Genomic DNA, 25,987 nt, shown 5'->3' on the forward strand with positions numbered 1-25,987 from the left:
AGTCGGTAACATCCCAAGCATACGTGAATGGCAGGGAATCCAACTTTGCATTTGCGGGAGAGAAGCCATCAAAGTACAGCTTCACATAACTAACGTCACCACCCGAAACAGATACGCCGACAGTTGCAATCTCGCAAATGACGGCGCTGTCAATCGGCGCGTTGATAGTAACTGTGCGTGAAAGCGGCGGCTCCACTGTTTCCGTCGATTTATCAGAACAGCCGCTGGATAGGAAGAGCAACAGAGACACGACAATTGAAACTGACTGGAATGCTCTCATTCTATTCCCCTTGTGTGTGTAAGAAGATCATGCGATCCCACAGACCGGATCTTGCATCGCCAAATGGAGTATATCACTTCGGATGATGTCGGTCAAGCCGTTTCTTCGAGTGATTTTTCTTTACTCCTTGTGCCACAAACGATTCTTGACAAAAACAGAAAATGTGGTATACTGGATAGTTGACGCTGAGATAGGCGAATTATACCTACCGTCATTGAAGTATACGTATGTACTGCCATTTACATCATTGCATTACGATTTTGCTCATAGCATTTGGAGGCATCATGTCCCGGAATGTGTCCGTATTGTTGAAACATGCAGTCGCTGGACTGCTTGCGTTTTGTCTCATCGCAACCGCGATATCTACTTCGGCTCTGGCAGCCGGAGACGCGAAAAATCTCGTACGAATCCAAATCACAAACAAAGCTGAGGCTGATCTTCTTCCAAGAGGTCTCGACGTACCGGGATACAAGCAGGGAGAATGGGTCGACGCTGTCGTCACCGATGCACAGATTCAGGACCTGATCGGCCGTGGATTCATCCTGCAGGTACTCAGCAAGGATGTTGATGCGCTCTTGAGAGAGGCGCAGGAATTCTATCCAACATGGTCGGAGTTTCAGGCGCAATTAATTGATATCGTAACGAGCCATCCGTCGATCTGCACCATGGATACCATCGGCACAACCTATGAGGGCAGACCGATTCAGGTTGTCAAGCTCTCTGATAATGTGCTTCTGGATGAAGCTGAGCCGGAAGTTCTCTACACCGGACTCACACACGCACGAGAATGGCCAACTATTGTCACATGCATGTTTATTCTGGATAGTCTCACGAGCGCATATGGGTCCGATCCGGCGGTGACAATTCAGGTCAACAGCCGAGAAATCTACTTCATACCGTGCATAAATCCCGATGGATATGTCTATTCGCATGATGTCGGTGTAGATTGGCGGAAGAATCGCAGACCATTTCCGCAGTACGGCACAGTAGGTGTCGATTTGAATCGAAATTATGGCGGTTCGACCGACGGGCATCCCGAAGGTGAGTGGGGAACTACTATTGGTTCGATAACTCATAACCCGAACGATGCGACATACTGCGGTCCATCACCCTTCTCGGAAGCTGAGACTTCGGCTGAGCGGGATTTCATACTGTCTCGTGATTTCTGTGCAGGTATAACATTCCATACACATTCGGAGCTTGTACTCTGGTCGTGGGGATACGGCTACTATACCCCGCCAAACAACGATTTCGTTACTTCACTCGGAACTGGGATTGCAAGCCTTATCGCGCAGGAAGATTATTCCGGAACATACTTCCCACAACAGTCAGCGGAGCTCTATCCGACTACCGGCGATGCAACAGACTGGGGATTCGGAACGGGACATTACGAGAGGGGAGCAGATTTCATTTTCTTCACAATTGAAGAATGCCAGCAGTTTCAGCCACCGACATCGCACTTAGCTCAGGTTGTTAGAGAGAATTTCGATGGCGCCTATTACTTGCTGCAGCAGGCCGGAACCATTCGGAGCACGCTTACTCCGAGAGTCATTCCTCCAGTCATAGCCGACATTGGTACCGTTCCGAGCGGCGAATATACTGTCGAATGGACAGAGGTTAATCCCGCAGCGAATCCTACAAGATGGCAGGTTGATGAACTCACCGATGTCAGCGTGATAACCGATGATGTCGAGGGGACTGCTGACAGATGGGAAATTGATGGATTCTCAGTATCGACGGTTAGAAAGCACTCCGGCTCCAAATCGTTCAAATCGAGCATGCTGGATGAAACCGCGGACGTGCTGACCAGCACTCACGCGTATTATGTCGAGCCGGATGATTCGCTAACTTTCTGGATTTGGTATGATATCGAGGAGGATTGGGATTACGGATATGTCGAGGTCTCACTCGATGGCCGCAAGTTCGACATTCTGGAGCTGTATACGGGAGCTTCGGCTTTTTGGGTCAGGGAGGCTATTTCACTCGAGGGCTATGTTGGCAGGTCGGTCTTTTTCAGATTCAGATACACCACGGATTCGTACACGCTGGAAGAGGGGATGTACGTCGACGATATCTATCCGGCTGTATTCTACAATTCGATTACGACCCTATCATCGAATGTTCTGGACACACACTATGACATAACCGGTCAGACTCCGGGAACCTACTACTATCGCGTGAGAGGCTACAACGCGAAATGGTTCTGGTGCGACCAGAGCACGCTTGAACCGGCAATCGTTGGTGGAGCTGCTTCCGGCACTCTTGCGGGAACTGTAACGGATTCGCTTACCGGTGCTCCTCTTGATGGAGTTTATATCGAAGTGCTGGACGGCGCAACTCCGATCGGATCTGACGAGACGGTTGGAGGGGCTTACGAAATCACCGGGCTGACTCCGGGGACCTACGATGTATCAGCATCCTCAATGGTGCACCAGCCTAAGAGCGTGACGGGTGTGGTGATCACCGACGGTAATACGACTGTAGTAGATTTCGAGCTTGTGTCGATATACGGCAGAGTCTCGGGAACAGTCGCGGATTCAGTCCTGCACGTTGCGTTGAGCGGTGTCTCGATACAATTGGCGCAGGGCTCGTCCGTCATCACCACCTCCACAGATAGTACAGGCTACTACCTGCTGGAAGATGTCGAAAGCGGCAGCTATGAGTTCACGGCCTCTCTCGCCAATTACCACAGCAGATTTTTCTCGAGTCTGATCGTGACATCTGGCCTCATGCTGGAAAACAGCTTCGATATGATGCCAGTGGCTGTTTGCGGAGATGCTGACGCTTCCGGCTCAGTTGATATTGATGATGCTGTGTTTTTGATAACTTATATATTTGCTGGAGGACCTGCACCGTCGACAAGCTGGACCGGGGATGCTGATTGCAGCGGCGAAATAGATATTGACGATGTCGTGTATCTGGTAACATATATATTTGCAGGCGGACTGGCACCGTGTGAAAGTTGCTGAACTGAGATTAAGAGAGTCTTGAATCAAATGAACCGATCGGCTGCCGAATTGGGGTCGATTGGCCGATAAAAAAAGTAACTATTTACGCCTGTTTCGGAGCAGTTTGATTGGGCTCTATGCAGAGTTAGTGACCCGAATGTTACATCAATTCTGATATCAATAATATGAGAACGGAGATCGAATGAAAAGGCAACAGCATTGGATAGCGTATTCGAAGCTATGTGCGATGATATCACTGTTGATCGTGGCATTTTTCCTGCTTATGTGGTCGTCCGCATTCGCCCTGAGTAATATGGAAAACAAGTATGACCTTTCCAGTTACTCTGAGAAATCTGACGGCACCCCCGATTTTGTGCAGGGGGACTTGGTGAAGGGTGTGGCTGCGGGGGACGAATTTCGCGCGACGATTCAGTTTCTGACCGAGAACAAGGCAGCGTTCAGGATGAATGATCCTGCCAGCGAACTTGTATCGGTGCGTGTCGACTACGACGATCTCGGAATGAGACATTTGCGTATGCAGCAATTTCATCAGGGTGTCAGAGTGATTGGAGGCGAGTACATTTCGCACTTCAGGGCTGATGGAACGATGAGAACCCTGAATGGCAATTATGTTGCCGACATATCTATTGATGTCAATCCGACAATACCGTCCGCTCAGGCTGTGCAAATCGGCCAGATAGACCTGTCGACTTCTTTCGGCGCCGGGAATCCTACCGATGCCGAGCTTGTCATATTCCCGTGGGAGGTCGAGGGTGAGGAACTGGAAGCCAACTACCTTTGCTGGCGCTTCTTCCTTCTGTCTGACTCGCCAATGGGTCGATGGGAGTATTTCGTCGACGCAAAGAGCGGCGAAGTGATCTACAAAGCGAATCGTATAATGAATGCTAATGATGTCGGTACCGGCGTCGGCGTTATGGGACGCACCCGCGACCACATCGACACCGACTGGACCGGCTCGACATATAGAATGAGAGACTACACACGTCAGCTCAATAACAATCCACACGGGCACGACGGCGAGATGCCATCAGGCAATTATATCCAGACTAACTATGCATCTACGAGTCTCCCCGGAAGCATAGCAACCGATACCGACAATTACTGGAATGATGGCACGTCACAGGCTGCGGCCGTTGATGGTCATTACTATTCCGCTGGAGTATATGATTGGATGCTGACGACATTTGACCGGAACGGATATAACGGTTCCGGCGCGAGTATGCTGACCTCAGTCAATTACAGTGCCGAGGGCGATAACAATGCTTATTGGAACGGTTCACAGATCGTTATCTGGAGCTGGTCCTCGGGCTGGCGCTCGCTGGCTGGCTGCCCCGATGTTATAGCGCATGAATGGGGACATGCAGTGACCGAATATTGCTCTGGTCTCATCTATGAAAAAGAACCGGGCGCTCTCAATGAGTCGTTCTCCGACATGATGGGGGCGGCATATGAGTTCACATCGGACGATCCCGGTGACTGGTACATGGGCGAGAATGGTCAGACGACCGGCAACGGATTTCGTTCGATGGAAAATCCACACGAATTTGGTGATCCTGATTACTACGGGACTTCCGATCCATATTGGATTGACGTTGTCGGTTGTACGCCCTCATGGATGAATGACTATTGCGGTGTCCATACCAACAGCGGAGTCGGCAACAAGTGGTACTTCCTGCTCTCCGATGGCGGCACTCATCACGATCAGACCGTCGTAGGTATCGGAGCGCAGAACGCGATCAAGATTGCATACAGAGCAAACCAGTTCTATTGGACCAGCTCGAGCGATTACCATGATGCGGCACTCGGAACGATCACTGCCGCCGATGACCTCGACCCCACCGGCGCATGGACAGCTCAGGTCAGGAATGCCTGGATTGCGGTCGGTGTTTCGGTTCCGACGCCATCCGTTGCTTTCTCGTACCCGGATGGTCTGCCGACATTGCTTTCGCCGGGAAGTGACACAACTTTCAGAGTGGTCGTCACCGGCTCTATGGGGGGGACACCGATATCCGGTACGGGTGACCTTCATTATTCGATCGATGGTGGAGCGTACACTGCTGTCGGCATGAGTGAGAGCCCCGCCAACACATATTATGCAACTCTTCCCGGAATCGGTTGCGGCTCTATAATCGAATTCTATTTCACCGCCGATGAGGTTTCAACCGGCACACACAGCGATCCGGGCAATGCACCGACGACGACTTACAGCGCATTCCCGGTGACCAGTTATGCTGTCGTATTTGAGGATAATTTCCAGACCAACAAAGGCTGGACGGTGTCCGGCGATGCTGTCGACGGCCAATGGAATCGTGGAGTGCCTATCGGTGGTGGCGACAGAGGCGATCCGCCTACAGATTTTGACGGTTCCGGCAGTTGCTACCTGACCGACAATGTTGACGGTAATTCTGACGTGGATGGGGGCACGACAACTCTCGTGTCGCCGACAATCGACCTTTCGGGCGCAGATGCTCAGATACACTACGCCCGCTGGTACTCGAATCATACAGGTGATGATCCTTACAATGACGTCTTTGTTGTGTATATATCGAATAATAACGGCTCAAGCTGGGTGACAGTTGAGACCGTGGGACCAACGAATCAGGCTTCGGGAGGATGGTACGAGCATACCTTCACGGCCAGTGATGTCATCGCGACGACATCGCAAGTGAAGCTGCGATTTGACGCTTCTGATCTCGGAGCCGGTTCTGTGGTTGAAGCCGGTGTTGATGACGTTCAGGTGATTGCATTCGAGTGCGAGGAAGCGGTCGATTCTGACGGCGACGGGATTTATGATTCATCAGATAACTGTCCGCTGGTATACAATCCGAATCAGGGTGACGCTGACGGTGACGGAATCGGCGATAGTTGTGATGTCTGCACCGATCTTGATGACGACGGTTTCGGAGATGCCGGTTACCCGATGAACACGTGCGAGTTGGACAACTGTCCGAGCACGTACAATCCAAGTCAGGCTGACGCCGACGGTGACGGTCTTGGCGATGTCTGCGATGAATGTACTGATACGGATGGCGATGGATTCGGCAACCCCGGTTACTCCGCGAACACCTGCCCGGTCGACAACTGCCCGAGTACCTACAATCCGAATCAGGATGACGCTGACGGTGACGGAATCGGCGACAGCTGCGATGTCTGCACGGATCGCGACGACGACGGATTCGGTGATGCAGGCTTCCCCGCGAACACCTGCGATCTCGACAACTGTCCTGATGTGTACAATCCTGATCAAGCTGATGCTGATGGAGACGGGCTGGGAGATGTTTGCGACGAATGCACCGACACCGACGGTGATGGTTTCGGCGATCCGGGATATCCGGCAAATACTTGCGCTATCGATAACTGTCCGAGTGTGCACAATCCGGGTCAGGAAGACTCCGATGATGACGGCATAGGTGATAGTTGCGACGACTGCACTGATCTCGATGGTGATGGCTTCGGTGACCCCGGATTCCCGGCCAGCACCTGCGAACTCGACAACTGTCCGAGTGTGTATAATGCGGATCAATCGGATGCTGACAGCGACGGCATCGGTGATAGCTGTGACGTTTGTACGGACATCGATGGCGATGGCTACGGCGATCCGGGATATCCGGTGAATACCTGCGCGCTCGACAATTGTCCAACAGTCTACAACGAAGATCAGGATGACAGTGACGACGACGGCGTTGGCGATGTCTGCGACGAATGTCCGAACGATCCTGACGACGTCTGCTGCAACCCGCAATTCTCGAACGACGCTCCCGCTGTTACCTCGGCGGGATCGATCATTGTCGAGCCGGGTGAGTCTGTAGCATACGATGCCACTGCCGCCGATCCGGATTGCGATGGCAGCGATCTCGATATAACGATTATCAATGTGCCTTCCTGGTGCATTGCTGTCGGTACGCACGTCTCAGGGACTGCTGCATGCGGTGACGTGGATACATCATTCAGCGTCGTGGCATCGGATGGCGACCTCGCAGATACGCTTGTTGTCACGATCACGGTCGATCACTCCAATGTCGCACCGTTCATCGCTCAGGAATCAGATAGACTTGTGCGCAATGGTGTGCTGTTCGCATTTTATCCTGCAATCACTGATCCTGACGACGTAGATCATACAGTGACTTATGCTGAGTATCCGTCGTGGTGTACAGTAGAGAACGACTCTGTGATCGGCACTGCGCCGGCGGAATACTCGACTCAGATGCTAACAGTGATAGTTGCAGATTTCTGCAGCGCAGATACGATGTCGTTTAGCGTTGTAACATATACTTGCGGAGATGCTGAAGGCAGCGGAGATATTGACATAGACGATGCGGTATATCTGGTCGGTTATATTTTCACAGGAGGTCCGGCACCGATTCCAATTGAGTCCGGCGATACAGATTGCTCCGGTGAGATAGATATCGATGACGTCGTCTATTTGATTTCATACATTTTCACAGGTGGCCCGGAGCCGTGCGCTTCTTGTGAGTGAGAGAAGGTTGGATGAACTGTTTGGATCGAGTCATGTGACTCGTTGACATAAAGCGTGAATGATAGGATAAACCAGTAGATGGAAGGTAAGATGAAAAGCCGAGCAACACTAGCTGTGATTTTACTTCTGTGTCTTGTCGCGTTCTCAAATGCGACTGCAGGCGAGACATACTTCAAGTTCAAAATCGATTCACCGGATGAACTCTTGAAGTTGACAAGAGTCATTTCAATAGACAGAGTCGATGGCTTAGAGGTGCATGCTTACGCTAACGAGCGGGAGCTGGCCGAGTTTGTCGATCTCGGGTTCTCATACGAAGTGCTACAGCATCCCGGCACACTGATCCAGCCGAAGATGTCTGCTGACAAGGCCGGATTGCGCGCCTGGGATTCATATCCGACTTATGATGCCTATGTCGCCATGATGAATCAGTTCGAGATCGACTATCCGCTGATCTGCGACGTCGTAAACGTCGGGCTCACGGTTGACGGACGATCGATACTCTTCGCGAAGATCTCCGACAATGTATTCATGGAGGAAGATGAGCCGGAAGTGATGTTTACAAGCAGCATGCACGGCGACGAGATTACGGGATATGTGCTGACTCTGAGGTTGATCGACTCCCTGCTGGCATCGTACGGCTCCGATCCGCGCATCACCAGCATGGTGAACAGTATGGAAATGTGGATTAATCCACTGGCGAATCCTGACGGTACTTATGCTGGTGGCAACAGCTCGGTTTATGGCGCTACGCGGTACAATGCCAACTCAGTCGATCTTAATCGCAATTTCCCCGATCCCGAAGACGGTCAGCATCCCGATGGCAATAGCTGGCAACCGGAGACCGTCGCCATGATGAATTTTGCAGAAGCTCACAGTTTCATAATCTCTGCAAACTTCCACGGCGGGATTGAAGTGCTCAATTACCCGTGGGATACATGGTCGAGAAGGCATGCTGATGACGCCTGGATGATCGACGTTTGCAGGGCGTATGTCGATACGGTACATTTGTATAGTCCCTCTTCATACATGGATGATCTCAATAACGGTATCACGAACGGATACGATTGGTATACGATTTCCGGCGGCAGACAGGACTACATGACTTACTGGCGGGGGGACCGGGAAGTCACGATGGAGATATCGAATACGAAGCTGCTTTCGGCAAGCCAGCTTCCCGCACACTGGGAGTATAACAAGAGATCATTCCTCAACTGGTTCGAGTGTTCGCTATATGGCATACGTGGCATAGTGACAGACGCCGTCTCCGGCGATCCTGTCGATGCAGTCATTACTGTTCTGAATCACGACATCGACTCGGCCCGTGTGTTTACCGATCCCGCGGTCGGCGATTATCACAGAATGATCGCAGCAGGTACGTGGGATTTGGAATTCTCTGCCCTCGGTTATGTGACACAGACTATCCAGAATGTAGTTGTGACCGACGGAGATATCACTGAGCTGGATGTACAGCTTGTGCCGCTTTCGACCGATCCTGTGCTCAGCTTCGTTTCGCATGATGCAGGTGCTGTCAATCCGGGCGAGACTGTGTCGATGTACATCACGTTGACGAACGACGGCGGCGGTGACGCGATCGGAGTCAACGCTACTCTGGCGAGCTCGGATGGATATATCAATATCACGCAGCCGACGTCTACTTATCCGCCTATTCCCAAACTCGGTGGCGAAGCGACATCAAATTCGAACTACGTATTCGAGATTCTCCCGAGTTGCCCCAAGTATCATGTGGCCGAATTTCAGGTCTATATCACAGCATCTGGTGGATTCGCGGATACATCGACATTCAGCATGACCATAGGCCTGGAGCTTGAAGACTTCGAGGCGGGGAGCTTCTCATCCTATCCATGGACCATGAGCGGCAATCTGCCGTGGACGATTACTTCGTCGAACCCTTATGAGGGAGCCTACAGCGCTAAGTCGGGAGCTATCACGCATAGCCAGACATCAACGATGCAGGTTATGCTGAGCGTTGTCGAGAATGGGAATATCACATTTCACTACAAAGTCTCGTCAGAATCGGGCTGGGATTATCTGCGGTTCTATATCGACGGAGTTCAGAAGGGGGAATGGTCAGGCGAAGTCGCGTGGGCTGAGGCGTCGTACGCAGTAACAGCCGGTGATCGTACATTCAAATGGACTTACAGCAAGGACGGCTCTGTTTCCAACGGCAGTGATTGCGGATGGATTGATTACATTGTCTTCCCGACTGTTGGCGTACCGGTGGAGATAACGACGACATCGTTGCCGGACTGGACCCAAGGTGTTCCATACTCGCAGCAGCTCCTGGCAACCGGTGGCTCCGGCAACTACACCTGGAGCGATCCGGGTGGTGATCTTGCCGGTACCGGACTGTCGCTGTCATCTTCGGGGCTGGTTTCCGGTACTCCGACTTCAGAGGGGACTATCAATTTCACTCCCCATGTCGAAGATGATGGAGGCTTGTTCGATGACAGGTCGCTGAGTTTCACGATAAATGCAGCTCTATTCATTACATCTTTGAGCCTGCCCGATGGAATTGCCGAAATATACTATTCGACGCAAATTGTGGCGGCTGGCGGCACCGGTGACAGAACATGGAGTGATCTCAACGGTGATCTGGCCGGTACTGGATTGGCTATGACCACCACGGGGATTGTAGCCGGCACGCCTTCTTCTGCAGGCGCAATCAGTTTCACTGCCTATGTTGAAGATGAAGTCGGTTCCCACAATCAGAAACCTTTCACGATTATGGTAGAAGATGCATGGATCTGTGGCGACTGCGATGGATCCGCAGCAGTCGACATCGACGATGTCACATTCCTGGTCGCGTACATCTTCGCTGGTGGCCCGGCCCCTGATCCGATGGAGGTCGGTGATGCCGATTGTCTGAACGGAGTCGACATAGACGATGCCGTTTATCTGATTAGCTACATATTCCTCGGTGGTCCGCCACCGTGTGAGGACTGCCCGTAGATTATATTGACTACTCAACCAATGGCCGACCTGTGCTGGAAATCGCAGATCGGCCGTTTCTGTTTTGCAGCATGCACAGGAGCACAGCTCCTGTGCGTGCTTGTGTATGACACAGAGATCATCACGTCGATTTGCTCCTTGCGATTATGTTGATTTGCAGAATCGGGACTTTTTCAATAAGCAAGGCCGGAGGCGGGAATTTACCGGGCGCGGCTGTAGGTTGCACAATCCACGAGCAGCATTATATGAGGTCTCTCAGATCAGACAGATAACGGTGAGGCAAGGATGCGAGATCAGGTCCGCATGGCAACAAGTTCCGCGACACCATGCCAGTGTCCGCTTTTGCCGCCGTGAGTGTCATAGTAGTCGTACTCTGTATAATAGAGCAGTCTCAGTGGTTTGAAGAATTCGAGAAGTTCGCTATAATCATAGAAGGAATAGACCTCACCGGACATTAGCAGAAATGTACCCGGTTCGAGCTCTGTGGTCTTCTTCTTGTATTCTCCATAACGCGGATCGTCGTATGTGAAGACGGACGCGATCACCAATCCACCCTTCTTGAGCCCTGAAACGATCCCCTGGGAGACATGGTGAGCTTCGCTCTTGGTTATATACTGAAACATGTTGTTCAGCAGAATCAGGGAGTACTTTCCTTTGGCGATTCGAAAGTCGCGGACGTCCTTGTTGACAGTATTGACATTCACACCGAGTCTTTCGGCGCGTTGCTGGCATTTCTGGATGCCGGTTTCGGAGAATTCGACGCCGGTAACGCTGAAATCCTGCTGCGCCAGATAGATGGCATCCCGGCCTTCACCCATCCCGAGATCAAGCGCCTGTCCGAGATTCGCGAGCGAAGCGAAATTCTTCACCAGACTGGATGGCTTCGTACCCCAGTAAAATTTCTTGCCGGCATATTTCTGATCAAATTGCTCTTTAGACATCAGCTCCAACCACTAGTCAAGTCATCTTGGCCGTAAATATAACTATCTTGGGAGCGTATTGCAACTGAAAGTTGAGATAGCTCCATCGTAAAAGAAAATAGTCTATTCATATCCGCCAGTTGGCGGACATATCCCCACAATCCGGTTGACTTTTGCCAAAGATGGTCTAAATTCGTCTAAAACCATGCAATGGTGAAACAATGCGGCCCGCGCCGTGTATATCAAGATACTGCTCAAGACGGCAACGCATTCGACCGGAGGACCTATGGCTGACGACGTTTCACAATCCAAAGACATTCAGGCAGTAGAGAAGCTTCAGCAGGCGCGCAGCAGGATCAAGTCCGAAATCGCAAAAGTCATTATCGGGCAGGAGACAGTAATCGACGAATTGCTGATCTCTATTCTCTCTAACGGTCATGTTCTTCTGATCGGTGTCCCCGGCCTTGCAAAAACGCTTCTGGTTTCGACTCTGTCGAAAATTCTCGAACTGAAATTTTCACGCATACAGTTCACCCCTGATCTGATGCCGTCTGATATAACCGGGACTGAGATTATCGAAGAAGATAAGACTTCCGGCAAGCGGACATTCAAATTCATCAAGGGTCCGGTGTTTGCGAATATTGTTCTGGCTGATGAGATAAACCGCACGCCTCCGAAGACGCAGGCAGCTCTTCTGCAGGCGATGCAGGAGCACGAGGTGACCGCGGCAGGGGAGACGTACACACTTGAAGAGCCGTTCTTCGTGTTGGCGACGCAGAATCCGATCGAGCAGGAGGGTACGTATCCATTGCCTGAGGCACAGCTAGATCGATTCATGTTCAATATTATGATAGACTATCCCTCCGAGGCAGAGGAACAAAGGATTGTCAAGACGACAACTGCGATACAGGATTGGGATCTGACTAACGTCCTCGGAGGTGATGATATATCTGAATTGCAGAATCTTGTCAGAAGGGTTCCCGTCTCCGATCATGTGATAGAATATGCCGTCAAACTCGTGCGAGCTACCAGACCGGGCAGAGATGGCGTGCCCGAGTATGTTCGGAACTGGGTCTCATGGGGAGCGGGGCCGCGCGCATCGCAGTATCTGATCCTTGGAGCAAAGACCAAAGCTGTTCTCGACGGACGATACACACCATCGGTCGAAGACGTGAAATCTGTGGCCAAGCCGGTTTTGCGGCATCGAATCGTGACATCGTTCAATGCCGAAGCTGACGGTGTCGGTCCTTCGGAGATAGTCGACAGGCTGCTTGAAGAAGTCAAAGAGAAGTAGTGTTACGCTGCTGTTAGCAGAGCAGCCAATCCACACAGCAAGGATAGCCTCTCGAACATCATGCCTGATCAGGATTACAGGAGATATCTGAAGCCGGAAGTCGTCTCTCGACTGAAGGGGATGGAGCTTAAAGCTCGTCTTGTTGTCGAGGGCTTCATGGCGGGTCTTCATAAATCACCGTACCATGGTTTCTCGGTCGAATTCGCAGAGCATCGTCAATACATGCCGGGCGACTCGATTCGCGACATCGACTGGAAGGTGTACGCTAAGACAGATCGGTACTTCGTCAAGGAATTCGAGGAAGAGACCAATCTCAAGGCGTATCTCTTGATCGATACGTCCGCATCGATGGGATACACATCTGATGAGAAGCAGCGCATCAACAAGCTCGAATATTCGGCATATCTGGCGGCGTCGCTGACTTTTCTGATGCTTAAGCAGCGCGATTCTGTCGGAATGGTTGGCTTCGACGAGAAGATCCACACATATATTCCTCCCAAGTCGGCGGCGGGGCATTTGCATGTTCTCCTGGAGCAGATGGATAAGCTGAAGTCATCTGAGAAGACAAACATATCTGATACATTGCATCAGATGGCCGAGAGAATCAAGCGCCGTGGTTTGATAATACTGATGTCTGATTTGTTTGATGATCCGCAGAGGGTTCTTGCGGGATTGAAGCATTTCAGACACAGGAAGCATGAGATAATCGTGTTTCATATTCTCGATCCAAGGGAGAGAGATTTCTCTTTCCCGAGGGAAGCTATTTTCGAGGATCTCGAAACAGGCGAGAGGATAACGACTCTTCCATGGCAGATCAAGGGTGCATATCAGAAGGAACTGCACGGCATTTTCGAGCATTTCTCACGAGAGTGCCGCATGTCGAATATCGACTACCATCTGATCGACACGTCCGTGAGCTATGATCGTGCGCTGTTGGCGTATCTGAACAAGAGATCGAGACTGTACTGATGGCTGTTAAGAAGAATGATCCGCTGATCGGTGCACACATGTCGGCGTCGGGTGGCGTGCACAAGGCGATCGAGATGGCCGATGCTGTCGATTGCACCGCGCTTCAGATTTTTACGAAGAACAACAACCAGTGGCGTGCAAAGCCGCTGACCGATGATGATGTCGAGAAGTTCTTCAACGCACGAAAGGCCTCGCCAATACGGGCCTATGTCGGGCATGTCGGGTATTTGATTAATGTCGCATCCCCTAGGGATGAGATATATAAGAAGTCGGTCGATTCGCTCACGGAAGAAATCGAACGGGGGGATCGTCTCGGATTGTCGGATGTTGTCATGCATCCGGGAGCTCACTTGAAAGAGGGCGAAGAATATGCTATCAAGAAGATTGCAGATTCGCTGAACCGCATCATAGATTTAACTCCCGACATCACAACTCGATTTGCGCTCGAAACAACCGCCGGGCAGGGAACCAATGTCGGCTACAAATTCGAGCAGATCGCCGCGATGATAGACCTTGTAGAGAACAAAGCTCGTTTGTCGGTCTGCTTTGATACGTGTCACACATTCGCTGCAGGCTATGAGCTTCGCACGAAGAAGGATTGGGATGCGACTTTCAAGGCGTTCGATGATACAATCGGACTCGACTATCTCAAAGTGTTCCATGTAAATGACTCAAAGAGAGAGTTCGGATCGAGAGTCGACAGGCATGAGCAGCTCGGACAGGGGGAGCTTGGCCTTGAGCCATTCAAATTCCTGATGCAGGACAAGCGATTTGTCGACGTCCCCAAGATTCTCGAAACACCGAAGCTGGACGATCAAGAGGGTAACGACAGGCGCAATCTCGATATTCTCCGCAGTTTCGCGAAGTAGTCCTCTATTCTCAAAGAAATCATTTTGATTAATCGGTCTGACAGTGTACTATCTCCCATAGGCTTGCTGAAGAAGTGCCGGAACCGGCGAAGGTCGTCATCGCGAGGACCGAAGCGACGTGGCGATCTCGCAACGGCGCTGTCTGGAACCCCTTCCTGACAGCTCAATAATGCGGGCAGGAAAGGGTTCCCGCCCGCGCTGCGCCGGATGAACAGATTGCCACGCTGCGCTCGCAATGACGCGGTTTGAGGCTATTCGACGAGACGGTATGATTGTGCTATCCATTCAAAGCTAAAGGACATCTTCGATGATAATCGGCATAATCGGGCTTCCTCAATCGGGTAAGACCACACTGTTCAATGTGCTCTGCGGGACACATCAGGAGACAGGCGGCTACACTGCCAAAGGCGAAGTTCACCACGGTGTGGTCAAAGTTCCCGATGCGCGCCTGGGCGTTCTGGCTGAAATCTACAAGCCGAAAAAGATTACACACGCTGAAATAGAATGGATGGATGTCGCCGGTTTCACCGGAGATACGTCGGACCGTGCCCGAGTCGATACCGAAATTCCGAACGCCATTCGCGAGGCGTTCGCGATTGCCCATGTTGTCAGGGCATTCGATGATCCAAAGCTTCCGCATCCGGCTGGATCGGTCGATCCCGAGCGGGACATCAAAGCAGTCGAAGACGAACTGATCTTCTCAGACCTTGTCGGTGCAGAGAAGCGTCTTGAAAAAGTGGAGAGGCATCTGAAGGTTTCTCCCGATGATACCCTGCGCCGCGAGAAAGCGGTGTTGGAGAAATGCCTTGAGCAGTTGAATACTGAAAAGCCATTGCGCGAGGTCGAATTCACTCCCGACGAGCAGAAGGCAATCAAGGGATTCCAGTTTCTCAGTATCAAACCGGTGCTTATAATCCTCAACATCGGCGAGAATCGCCTGCCGGATCGTGCAGCCATACAGAAACAATTCGCACCATACGATGAAAAGCAGTGGTGTGCGGTCGAAGTGATCTCGGCGAAAGTCCAGAGCGAGCTTGCGGAACTCGATCCGGACGACCGCAAAGTATTCATGGATGATCTCGGAATCACCGGCTTTGCGCTGGATCGCATAGTTGGCAAGTCGTATGAATTGCTCGGATTGATATCATACTTGACCGGCGGTGACAAAGAGGTGCATGCCTGGACGATAAATCGCGGGACGACCGCTGTGAAGGCTGCCGGTGTGATACACAAAGACTTCGAGAAGGGCTTCATCAAAGCAGAAATAGTGGCGTACGACAAACTTGTCGAAGCCGGTTCCGAAGCTGAAGCCAAAAAACATGGCTGGATGCGCCTTGAAGGCAAAGAATACATCGTCAAAGATGGCGATGTGATATTCTTCCGGTTTAATGTGTAGACAATAGTGCGACCTTTGAGAGTTATGCGCCGTCGGGAATCCATTCCTGACGGTATTTAGCGAAAGTGGGGATCCACCATGGAATACTTTGAAAATATAGTCAAGCGCCTGCTTGAGCAGGAAGGATACTGGGTCCGGCAATCTGTCAAGGTTAGTGTCACAAAACTGGAGAAGCGGGCAATTGGAAAACACTCGATACCGAGACCAGAAATCGATCTTGTTGGATATAGTGCACGAGAGAATGAACTTCTGATCGTCGAAGTGAAATCGTTTCTGGATAGTCCAGGTGTGAGATTCAATGAATTGACAGGAGAGTATAAGACTCCTGAAGGTAGCTACAAGCTGTTTACGTGTGAAAACTACAGGAAGATCGTCTTCAGTCGTTTGAAGAAGGACCTTTTCCAGGCGAGTCTGATCCTGAAGAATCCTAGTATCCGATTTGGTCTGGCAGCCGGTAAGATTTACTCCAAAGACGAGCCCCTAATCGTAGCGCATTTCAAGAAGAGAAATTGGATTCTGTACACACCGTCTGATATCGCCAAAGCAATCGAGGAACTGGAGAAGATTCCGTACGAGAATGATCCGTATGTAATAGCTTCAAAGATACTGATCAGAAATGACCGGTTGAGAAACAGGGATTGATCCATTGCGTCACCGTCAGGAAGGGATTCCTGACGGCGCAAGGGAATCTTGTTCCATCGCTCCACTTTTGTGGAATAAGCAGGTACATCAATTGTATGAGTTATGAAGTTGTCCACACTTAAGGGGAGGAAGATTGTGCATTCATCCAGCCGACTCGCGTCAATCGTCGCCGGATTCATTATTCTGTCAGCCGCGCTGACATCAATTGCCAGTGCCGATGCTCGCCAACAGCCGCAAGCAGTCGACGCTACCACCAAACTTGTAAGTTCAGCACACAATGCTTTCGGCATTCAGCTCTTCAAAGAGATCGTCCAGCAAGACCAGGATAAGAATATCTTCATATCGCCAGCCAGTGCAGCGATGGCTTTAGCCATGGTGTACAATGGTGCCGATGGAGTGACCAGAGATGAGATGGCAAGAGTGCTGGAATTGGAGGGGATAACGCTGGAGCAGATCAATCAAGCAAACCTCGCTCTGGATAGCTTGCTGGAATGCAAGGACACAAGCGTCGAGTTATCCGTTGCCAATTCTGTCTGGATGACGGATGAATTCGAATTCAAAAAGGACTTTCTCGATCGCACTGAAGCTTACTATGATGCTGAGATCACCTCCATGGATTTCAAACGGCCAGGCGCTCACAAATTGATCAATGATTGGACTGCTGAAAAGACCAGGGACAAAATCCGTGAGATAATCGGTCCTATAGATGAAAACGCGATCATGTTTCTTTTGAACGCAGTCTACTTCAAAGGAATCTGGAAATATCAGTTCAGAGAAGAGAACACACGCGAACAGGATTTCACACTCCTGGATGGCAGCATAAAGCAACATCCACTGATGTCGCTTAGAGGAGAGTTCGATTATACTGAATCTCCCAATTTCCAAGCCATTCGCCTACCGTACGGAGAAGGCCGGTTCAGCATGCTTGTATTCCTTCCTGCGTCGGATTTTGGACTAGAGAGATTTCACGACTCCTTAACGGCCGAGAATTGGATTGAATGGGGGCGTCGTCTCTGGAGACGAGAAGGGACAATCATCCTGCCTCGGTTCAAACTGGAATATGAGAAGCAGTTAAATGATGCTCTAAAAGCACTTTGTATGATAACTGCATTCGACAAAGTTGACGCTGATTTCAGTAAAATGTGGGAGCAGTCGCGCAAGAGAAACTACAGTACAGGGTTCCTGATGGAAGGCGACACAAATGTGTACATTCACGAGGTGCGACAGAAAACGTTCCTTGAGGTCAACGAAAAGGGATCGGAGGCTGCAGCGGTAACAGTTGTAGAAATGCGCGGATTCGCACCTACGTCAGTCCAGATGCCTGTGAGGCCATTTGTGATGACTGTAAATAGACCGTTTTTCTGCGCGATCGTCGAAAACACCTCTGGTCTGATACTCTTTATGGGATCCATAGTCGATCCCTAGCAGGCAATATGATGCTCGTTGCTGTGACCGCGTTGACGTTCGCGGCCACACGGTAGATCGCGCAGCCGCGCATTTACAGGCCGCAGGCCTGTCATCCCCGTGCAGACGGGGAACCATTGTCGGCAGCGCGTTGATTCGTGAAACCGTCAGGATCTCCTCACTTCGTTCGGACTTGCTATCACGTAAAGCGTGATGCAAGCAGGGATCACTGACCTACACCGCCCGGAATATCGACCGCATAACTCCAAGATCGCAATATTCGTCCGATATTTCGCTTTTATTTTGACATATATTATGTTATACTACAATGTTACTTACTGCATAAAAGTGGTCATATCTTCGCTGTACTCGGTAACTTGTGTGGACTGCGAAATAGAAAATATAATGTTAAGATTCAACACTCTTACGAAACGGAGGAGGTCGTGAAGACGCACGCTACCGCCCGCCTCGTGTTCGCATTTGTGCTAATGCTGTTAGTCAGCAGCGCATTTGCAGCACAGTCTTACAAACTGAGTGATTCACCCTCTGGCGTGACTCTTCTGAGTCAGGACCGGAATGGTCTCACAATGAGCCTTGAGGTTGGAGAGCTTCTGTTTACGCCCATCGAAACCAAAGAAGGCTCGTTCACGATGCTTTCGATCACGGACTTCACACGTTCGTACAACATCGGTGAACCGAATCTTCCAATGGCTAACCGCCTGATTTCTATTCCTTACGGCTGCGAACTCGATGTGAAAGTCATCGATTTCGAGTCGGAAGAAATCAGCCTTGACAAGCTCGACATTTTCGACCGGATCATTCCTGCACAGGAGCCATTGTCGAAATCGGATGATCCAGCCGATATACCATTCGAGTTCAATGCCTCCTCATATGAGCAGTCCGGTTTCTACGGTCTCCCGCTCGCAGAAGGCGAAATCAAAGGCGTAATGCGCAATGTCAGACTCGGCATGGTGAAATTCTCTCCTGTTGAATACAATCCAACGGAGAACACCATCAGAGTATATAAGAGAGTCGTTGTCAAGGTCGACTATGTTGGCGCCGACTGGACCAAAACCGAGACGGTTTTCGATGAGGGCTACTCGCCCGTATTCGAGGCTGCGTACAGCAAAATCATCAACTATCAGCCTGCACTTCTCAGCAGTGGCAAGGATGACCTCACGCGCTATCCGATCAAATACGTCATCGTGTCGGACAGGATGTTCGAAGCACAGCTTCAGCCTTTCATTGAGTGGAAAATCAAGAAGGGATTCGAAGTCATCGAGGCCTACACCGATGTGATCGGAACATCAAACACGGCTATCAAGAACTATCTGCAGAACCTTTATAATACAGAGACTCCGAAGCCATCGTTCGTACTGCTCGTCGGTGACGATCAGGAGATACAGGCATTCAGCGGTTCGGCAGGATCGCACATCACGGACATGAAGTTCGTGGAATTTACAGGCGACTGGTTCCCGGAGATATACTGGGGACGTTTCTCGGCGCATACCACCGCCCTGTTGCAGCCGCAGATCGACAAGACGCTCGAATACGAACGTTACGAGATGCCCGATCCGAGCTATCTCGGTGAAGTGACCATGATTGCCGGTGTCGACGGGACGTACGCGATCACGCACGGCAACGGTCAGATCAATTACGGTACGAATCTTTATTTCAATGCCGCGCACGGCATCTATTCGAACACATGGCTCTATCCGGCATCAGCGGATGGTGGTGCCGCTGCTGCGATCATTCAGACGATCAATGACGGCTTATGTTTTGCCAACTATACTGCACATTGCGGTCATACGGAGTGGAGCAACCCGAACGTTAACACAGGTGATATCCAGGGATTCACTAACAACCACAAGTGGCTGCTGGCAGTCGGAAACTGCTGCCTTTCGAACACATTCGGCGACGATTATTCCACGCCCTGCTGGGGCGAGGTATTCTTACAGGAGCCGAACAAAGGCGGTATCGGATATATAGGTGGCACAAACTCAACCTACTGGGATGAAGATTACTGGTGGGGTGTTGGATATGGCCCAGTCGTAGGCGGAGGACCGACATATGAGCAGACCGGTCTAGGAGCCTATGACGGCGTATTCCATGACCACGGCGAGCCACTGAATCAACACTATGTCACGAACTACGCTATTGCCTATGTCGGCAACATGGCCGTGACTGAATCAGGCTCGAGCAGGGAGCAGTATTACTGGGAAATTTACGAACTGATGGGCGACCCGTCGGTGATGACTTACATGGGCGTACCCGCTGTCAACCCGGTGGTTCATCCGTCGACGATCATGTTGACGGCGCCTACCGTATCGGTACAGGCCGACCCATTTTCCTACGTCGGCATCTCCATTGACGGTGAACTCAAGGGTGCGGCGTTTGTCGATGCTTCCGGCACTGTCGAAATTCCGGTGACGGCGTTCGCAGCGCCGGGCGTTGCAGATATCGTGGTAACCGCCCAGAATCGTCAGCCATACATCTCGACCATCCAGGTCATTACACCGGATGGACCATACGTGATTTACGATTCATACGTCATAAACGACGCGGCCGGCAATAACAATGGTGTGATGGATGCTGCTGAAAGCATAGTCCTCGGCGTGCAGGTCAAGAATGTCGGTCCCGATGATGCTCTGGATGTTGTGGCGACACTATCGACCGGCGATGGATATGTGACTATGATCGATGACACTGAGGCCTACGGCACAGTGCTTGGCAACGAAGGTACGGCATATAGCGCCGACGCATTCGCGTTCGACATCGCGGGCAATACGCCTGACGGTCGCTTCATAACATTTGATCTGACTGTGAGCGGAGTTGAGAAGCTGATATGGGAGAGCCATTTCAGCATTCAGGTGCATGCACCTAATATCAACCAGCTATCGATCACGATTGACGATGCAACCGGCAACATGAACGGTATTCTCGACCCGGGTGAGACGGCGAACATTATCGTAACGCTCGAAAACTCCGGTTCAGGGGATGCGACAAACGTAACTGCGGATCTGTCAGAGAACGATCAGTTCCTGTCGGTTTCGGATGCCTCAGCGGTCTTCGGTGACTTACCCGGCGGCGGCGGTGTCGTCGATAACTCCGCCGACGTGTTCACAGTTTCCGCGGATGCAAGCTGCCCGCAAGGTTATGCGGTGTCCATGAATATGGCCCTCACCGGCGATCTCGGATTTTTCACCAATATCGATCTGATGATCACAGTCGGTGACAGAGTCGCATTCTACTATGACGACTTCGCGTTTGATCAGGGCTGGTCCGGCCTCGGAGGGACAGCCGAATGGACGATTGGCTCTCCACAGGGTGCCGGAGGCGATCCGTCTCTCGATCATTCGCCAACCGCAGACAACCAGGTGCTTGGAAATGACCTTACCTCAAATGGCCAGTACAACAACAGCATTCCGAGCACTCAGTGGGTCTACTCTCCGATTATTGACTGTTCAGACTATGCGAGCATAGAAATGCGTTACTGGCACTTGCTCGGGATAGAGTCATCCAGCTATGACCATGCATATTTCGAGGTTTACGATGGAACCATGTGGCAACAGCTCTTTTCGAGCGGCGCGACAAACCAGGAGACATCGTGGAACGAGGAGTTCATAGATATGTCTCAGTACGCTGATGCTAACCCGGCCTTCCAGATCCGGTTCGGACTTGGACCGACTGATGGCTCGGTTACATATAGCGGGTGGAATATAGACGATATCGAGCTCAAAGGCTACTTCCAGGGAATGGGCGGAACGCCGATTCTTGATCTCGCTCCCGCCGCATTCTTGGATAGCCTCGTCGGCGGCGAAATTGTCGAGCATACGCTTCTTGTGAAAAACCCCGGCGACGGCACTCTCCGTGTCAGATTCAGCCCGGCAGTTGGCTGGATTTCATGCGTCAGCGAGAATAACTACATCGCTCCGGGCGACAGTATCGATTTCCCATTCACGGTTAATTCGGGAAGTCTCGTGGCGGGACTGAATGTCGGTGCATTGGCGTACACGTCGAATGTCCCAGGCAACATGACCGGTAGCGTGCCGGTGAATGTGTTCATATATCCGCCTGATCTCCTTCTCCCCGAGACGGCATGCGTCGACAGCCTGGTTGAAGACGAAACTGCTGCGCATTCGTTCTACGTTAAGAACGTAGGTGACGGCAACCTGAACATCGAGTTCAGCCCCGGTGCAACCTGGCTGTCCTGCTCAACTTCCGATTTCGATGTAGCTCCGGGTGACAGCGCAGAGTTCCCGTTCTCGATTGATGCGGCCGGTATGACGCCGGGTGATCATGTCGGGACCTTGAACTACAGCAGCAATGATCCTGATGACCTCACGGGAACGGTCGGTGTCAATCTCTACATATATGCACCGGTCATGGAGTTGAGTCAGACTTCTATTACCGAGACGCTCCAGGGCGGCGAGCAGATGGTCGTGCCGCTAACGATCAACAACACCGGCCCCGGAGTTCTGCACTACACTGTTGGCTGCACGATGTTCGATATGAAAGCAATGACAGTCGAGGGCGGCAAGTCAACGTTCCGAGGCGAGATGCTCACTCTCGCGGATGAGGTTCGGGAGCCGATCGGATACAGAAGCGCTGATCCTGACAAGACTCCCGATCTCGAAGAACCATATTTCGGCCCACAGGATAAAGGTACCGGTGGCCCGGATGCCTACGGTTATCTATGGATTGACTCCGATGAACCGGGTGGTCCTGCTTTCAATTGGGTCGATATTTCGACAGTAGGCACTGCAATTGCGCTCGGCGATGATCAGGCAGTCGGACCGATGGCGATCGGATTCACATTCCCGTTCTACGAGAATGCATATAACGAGTTGTATTTCAGCTCCAACGGCATCATCACATTCGGTGCAGGCTACACGACGACCAGCAACACAGTGCTCCCGTACTCCAATGTACCGAACAACATGATCTCTATGTGGTGGGATGATCTTGATCCCGAAGAGGCGGGAAATGTCTACTACTATTATGACAGCGCCAACAATCGGTTCATCATCAGCTTTGTAGGGATCAGGAACTATCAGAATCCAAGTGGTACCGGATCGCTGACATTCCAGGCGATTCTGTATCAGACGGGAAGAATTGTTCTGCAGTACGGGACAATGGATCCGGGTGAAGATGCGTACGGTCTCGCAGGCGCGACTGTCGGCATCGAGAACTCTGCAGGCAATGATGGCTTAACGGTTGTCTATAATGCCGCGTACATGCATGACAATCTCGCTATCACCTTTAGCAACAGCTCATGGCTTTCCGCAGGTCCGGAATCCGGAACCATCCAGCCGGGTGGCAGCGGTGTCATCGACGTGCTCCTTAATGCAGGCGATCTTGAGGATGGCCCATATACCGGTCAGGTCGGTATTGGCAGCAACGATCCGCTGAATCCTTCGATGCTGGTTCCGGTCACGATGATTGTGGGCGGAAGCTCGAACATGCCGCCGATCATAACTGAGATTGGACCGCAAACAGTGATGGAAGGTGAAAACCTGAACTTCACGGTTATCGCAAGCGATCCGGACGGCCAGATACCTGCTCTGATTGCGCAGGATGTGCCGGAGAATGCTACATTCCTCGATAACGAGGATGGCACCGGAACATTCGACTTCAATCCGGACATCAGACAATCGGGTGTCTACTATGTCATATTCATTGCGTCTGATGGCGAGCTTGCCGACACATTAACCGTCGAAGTAAGTGTCGAGAATGCCGATGTGATCTGCGGTGACGCGGACGGCGCATCCGAAGTCGACATTGACGACGCGGTATTTCTGATTGGCTACATCTTCGCGGGCGGACCGGCTCCTGATCCTATTGAGGTTGGGGATGTTGACTGTTCTGGCGCTGTTGATATTGACGATGCAGTCTATGTGATAGCGTACATTTTCGCGAGCGGCCCCGAGCCATGCGCGAACTGCCCGATGAAGATCGAAGCAGAGCGTGGGAAGACTGTGAAGGTGTCGCTGAAATAGAGCGATAGATCATTTCGAATAGAAGGAGCTGCCAGTCAATGGCGGCTCCTTTTGTTTGCGAACATGTCAGCCCTGAATACTCATGCATGATAATGCTCGAACTGCAGTCCAGCCTTGACGTATAAGCCATCAATGGCTACGTTGCATTCTTGAATGCGATTTCAAGTGTGTGACATTTCGCACGAGGATATCGAATGCGTAAGCGATTTATCCGAAGTCTTGAAGAGATTTCAATGAATGCGCTGCCCGCCATGCAGACAGTCTACTATGACGGCTGGGTGCTGAGATTTAGCAATGGCTATACGCGGAGGTCAAACTCGATCAATCCGTTATACTCGTCGCACATTGATCTCGATGAGAAGATTGAAAAGTGCGAGAGTATCTACCGCGCCAAAGGACTTCAGGTCGTGTTTAAGTTGACCGACGCTGCTATTCCTGAAAATCTTGAATCGAAGCTTGTCGATAAAGGATATGTGCCGGCGGTGGGTTCGCCGGTGAGCATTCAGCTCCTTGAGCTCAACGATGTTACAGAATTATCTGCACATGACGTTGTGAGAATCGAGGTGTGGTCGGAGCAGTGGCAGGCTGAATTCTCGCGGCTAAATAAGGTCGATGAGCGGCACTCCGGGACTCTTGGGAAGATGCTGGCAAGTCTCGTTCCTCGCTGCTGTTGTTTTTCAATAATGAGGGGCGGATCGATGGTCGCGTGTGGTCTGGCGGTTCTCGAAGATGAGTATGTCGGGCTGTTCGATATCGTTGCCGATGCAAGTCTCAGGAGGCAGGGGCTTGGGAGAGCGATCACAGTCGATATGCTCCGCTGGGGTAAGGAGAACGGGGCTCGAAGATCGTATCTTCAGGTGGTGCATGACAACGAACCGGCAGTAGCGCTCTATGCTGGCATGGGGTTCAGAGAAGTTTACCGATATTGGTACTTGGTGAAGGACTGACAATAGTGAGGAGAAGAACAATGGTTAGCCCGATGGTCTGGATTAGAGCCGTCTCATTAGTTATAGTAGCATCACTCTTGACTGTAGCCTCCGCAAAAGATCGACCTGTTCAGATCGAAGGCTATGTACCTCATAGCGGAGATATCGTCTTCCAGACCTCTGCATCACAACTCGGTCCCGCGATCGAAATTGCGACCGGCTCGAAAATAACGCATTGCGGAATTGTGCTGATCGACAGCGATACGACCTTTGTCTATGAGGCAGTCGGGCCGGTCAGGAAAATCACATTGGAGGAATGGATCACTCGCGGTGTGGAGAATAAGTTCGCGGTTAAACGGCTGAACGCTGCGGACTCCACTCTTCTTCCCGAAGCGTTCGACAAAATGCGAGCGGTGTTTGCGAAGTATCTCGGACTCGAATATGACATTCAATTCAAGTGGTCTGATGATAGATTCTACTGCAGCGAACTTGTATACAAGATGTTCAAGGAGGGTGCTGATATCGAGATCGGAGAGTTCGCAAGATTTGGCGATTTCAAACTTGATGATCCGCTGGTTCGGTTTTGGATTGAGAAGTACTTCCCCGACGGCCCGAATATGAAAGAGAAGGTCGTTTCACCCATATCGATATACAATGACACTACGCTCGTGACTGTGCACTCGACGTATTAGAGATCATGAGTTTGTTGTTCCCGCGAAGTTGTTTGTTGAGAAAGTCCCGATACTGCGAATGATCGTCATCGCGAGTAGCGAAGCGACGCGGCGATCTCCCATGCGCGGTCAGGAATCCTTTCCTGACCGGATTGCCCGCTCGCTGCTGTGGATAGCTGTCAGGATGGGAATCCTGACAGC

The 25,987-nt window shown here is 51.3% G+C and carries 15 protein-coding genes; 12 read left to right on the forward strand and 3 right to left on the reverse strand.

Translation table 11 applies throughout. The annotated features are described in order from the left end of the window. Window positions 1-280 (reverse strand): hypothetical protein (locus KKH67_12450; GenBank protein MBU1319990.1); only part of this gene is annotated, 280 nt, incomplete at its 3' end. 284 nt (window positions 281-564) lie between these two features. Here KKH67_12450 and KKH67_12455 point away from each other — a divergent pair. The 3 genes from KKH67_12455 (at window position 565) to KKH67_12465 (ending at window position 10,696) form a co-directional block, all read left to right on the forward strand. Then, window positions 565-3,249, forward strand: a complete 2,685-nt coding sequence (locus tag KKH67_12455; protein MBU1319991.1) for a carboxypeptidase regulatory-like domain-containing protein — start codon at window positions 565-567, stop codon at window positions 3,247-3,249. Window positions 3,250-3,430: 181 nt separating this feature from the next. Further along, a complete protein-coding gene (locus tag KKH67_12460) occupies window positions 3,431-7,726 on the forward strand; it encodes a M4 family metallopeptidase (GenBank protein ID MBU1319992.1) in 4,296 nt (1,431 codons plus the stop codon). 90 nt (window positions 7,727-7,816) lie between these two features. Continuing rightward, on the forward strand, window positions 7,817-10,696 hold the full coding sequence (locus KKH67_12465) for a carboxypeptidase regulatory-like domain-containing protein (protein ID MBU1319993.1): 2,880 nt from the start codon (window positions 7,817-7,819) through the stop codon (window positions 10,694-10,696). Between the two features lie 293 nt (window positions 10,697-10,989). On the opposite strand, the gene KKH67_12470 is transcribed toward KKH67_12465, so the two are convergent. Next, window positions 10,990-11,637: a class I SAM-dependent methyltransferase gene (locus tag KKH67_12470; protein MBU1319994.1), complete on the reverse strand. Its 648-nt coding sequence runs from the start codon at window positions 11,635-11,637 to the stop codon at window positions 10,990-10,992. A gap of 265 nt (window positions 11,638-11,902) precedes the next feature. Between KKH67_12470 and KKH67_12475 the strand changes: the two genes are divergently transcribed. From KKH67_12475 to KKH67_12515, 9 genes are all read left to right on the forward strand, one after another. Continuing rightward, window positions 11,903-12,910, forward strand: a complete 1,008-nt coding sequence (locus KKH67_12475) for a MoxR family ATPase (protein ID MBU1319995.1) — start codon at window positions 11,903-11,905, stop codon at window positions 12,908-12,910. Between the two features lie 60 nt (window positions 12,911-12,970). Continuing rightward, window positions 12,971-13,879, forward strand: coding sequence for a DUF58 domain-containing protein (locus KKH67_12480; protein ID MBU1319996.1), 909 nt, complete (start codon window positions 12,971-12,973; stop codon window positions 13,877-13,879). Beyond that, a complete protein-coding gene (locus tag KKH67_12485; GenBank protein ID MBU1319997.1) occupies window positions 13,879-14,748 on the forward strand; it encodes a deoxyribonuclease IV in 870 nt (289 codons plus the stop codon). The genes KKH67_12480 and KKH67_12485 overlap by 1 nt, the downstream gene beginning before the upstream one ends. A 307-nt stretch (window positions 14,749-15,055) precedes the next feature. Beyond that, on the forward strand, window positions 15,056-16,144 hold the full coding sequence (gene ychF / locus KKH67_12490) for a redox-regulated ATPase YchF (protein ID MBU1319998.1): 1,089 nt from the start codon (window positions 15,056-15,058) through the stop codon (window positions 16,142-16,144). Window positions 16,145-16,222: 78 nt separating this feature from the next. Next, window positions 16,223-16,786 (forward strand): hypothetical protein, encoded by a 564-nt coding sequence (locus tag KKH67_12495; protein MBU1319999.1) that lies wholly within the window; start codon window positions 16,223-16,225, stop codon window positions 16,784-16,786. Between the two features lie 135 nt (window positions 16,787-16,921). Next, window positions 16,922-18,211, forward strand: a complete 1,290-nt coding sequence (locus KKH67_12500) for a serpin family protein (protein MBU1320000.1) — start codon at window positions 16,922-16,924, stop codon at window positions 18,209-18,211. A gap of 422 nt (window positions 18,212-18,633) precedes the next feature. After that, window positions 18,634-24,189 carry a hypothetical protein gene (locus KKH67_12505; GenBank protein MBU1320001.1) on the forward strand — a complete coding sequence of 1,852 codons (5,556 nt, stop codon included), beginning with the start codon at window positions 18,634-18,636 and terminating at the stop codon, window positions 24,187-24,189. A gap of 194 nt (window positions 24,190-24,383) precedes the next feature. Next, window positions 24,384-25,136, forward strand: coding sequence for a GNAT family N-acetyltransferase (locus KKH67_12510; protein ID MBU1320002.1), 753 nt, complete (start codon window positions 24,384-24,386; stop codon window positions 25,134-25,136). Window positions 25,137-25,156: 20 nt separating this feature from the next. Next, window positions 25,157-25,807 carry a peptidoglycan peptidase gene (locus KKH67_12515; GenBank protein ID MBU1320003.1) on the forward strand — a complete coding sequence of 217 codons (651 nt, stop codon included), beginning with the start codon at window positions 25,157-25,159 and terminating at the stop codon, window positions 25,805-25,807. Here KKH67_12515 and KKH67_12520 read toward each other — a convergent pair. Beyond that, a partial coding sequence (locus tag KKH67_12520) for a hypothetical protein (GenBank protein MBU1320004.1) occupies window positions 25,776-25,987 on the reverse strand: 212 nt, incomplete at its 5' end. The two genes, KKH67_12515 and KKH67_12520, sit on opposite strands and share 32 nt — an antisense overlap.

The sequence above is a fragment of the Candidatus Zixiibacteriota bacterium genome (assembly GCA_018820315.1).
In the GTDB taxonomy this organism is placed as follows: Bacteria; Zixibacteria; MSB-5A5; order JAABVY01; family JAHJOQ01; genus JAHJOQ01.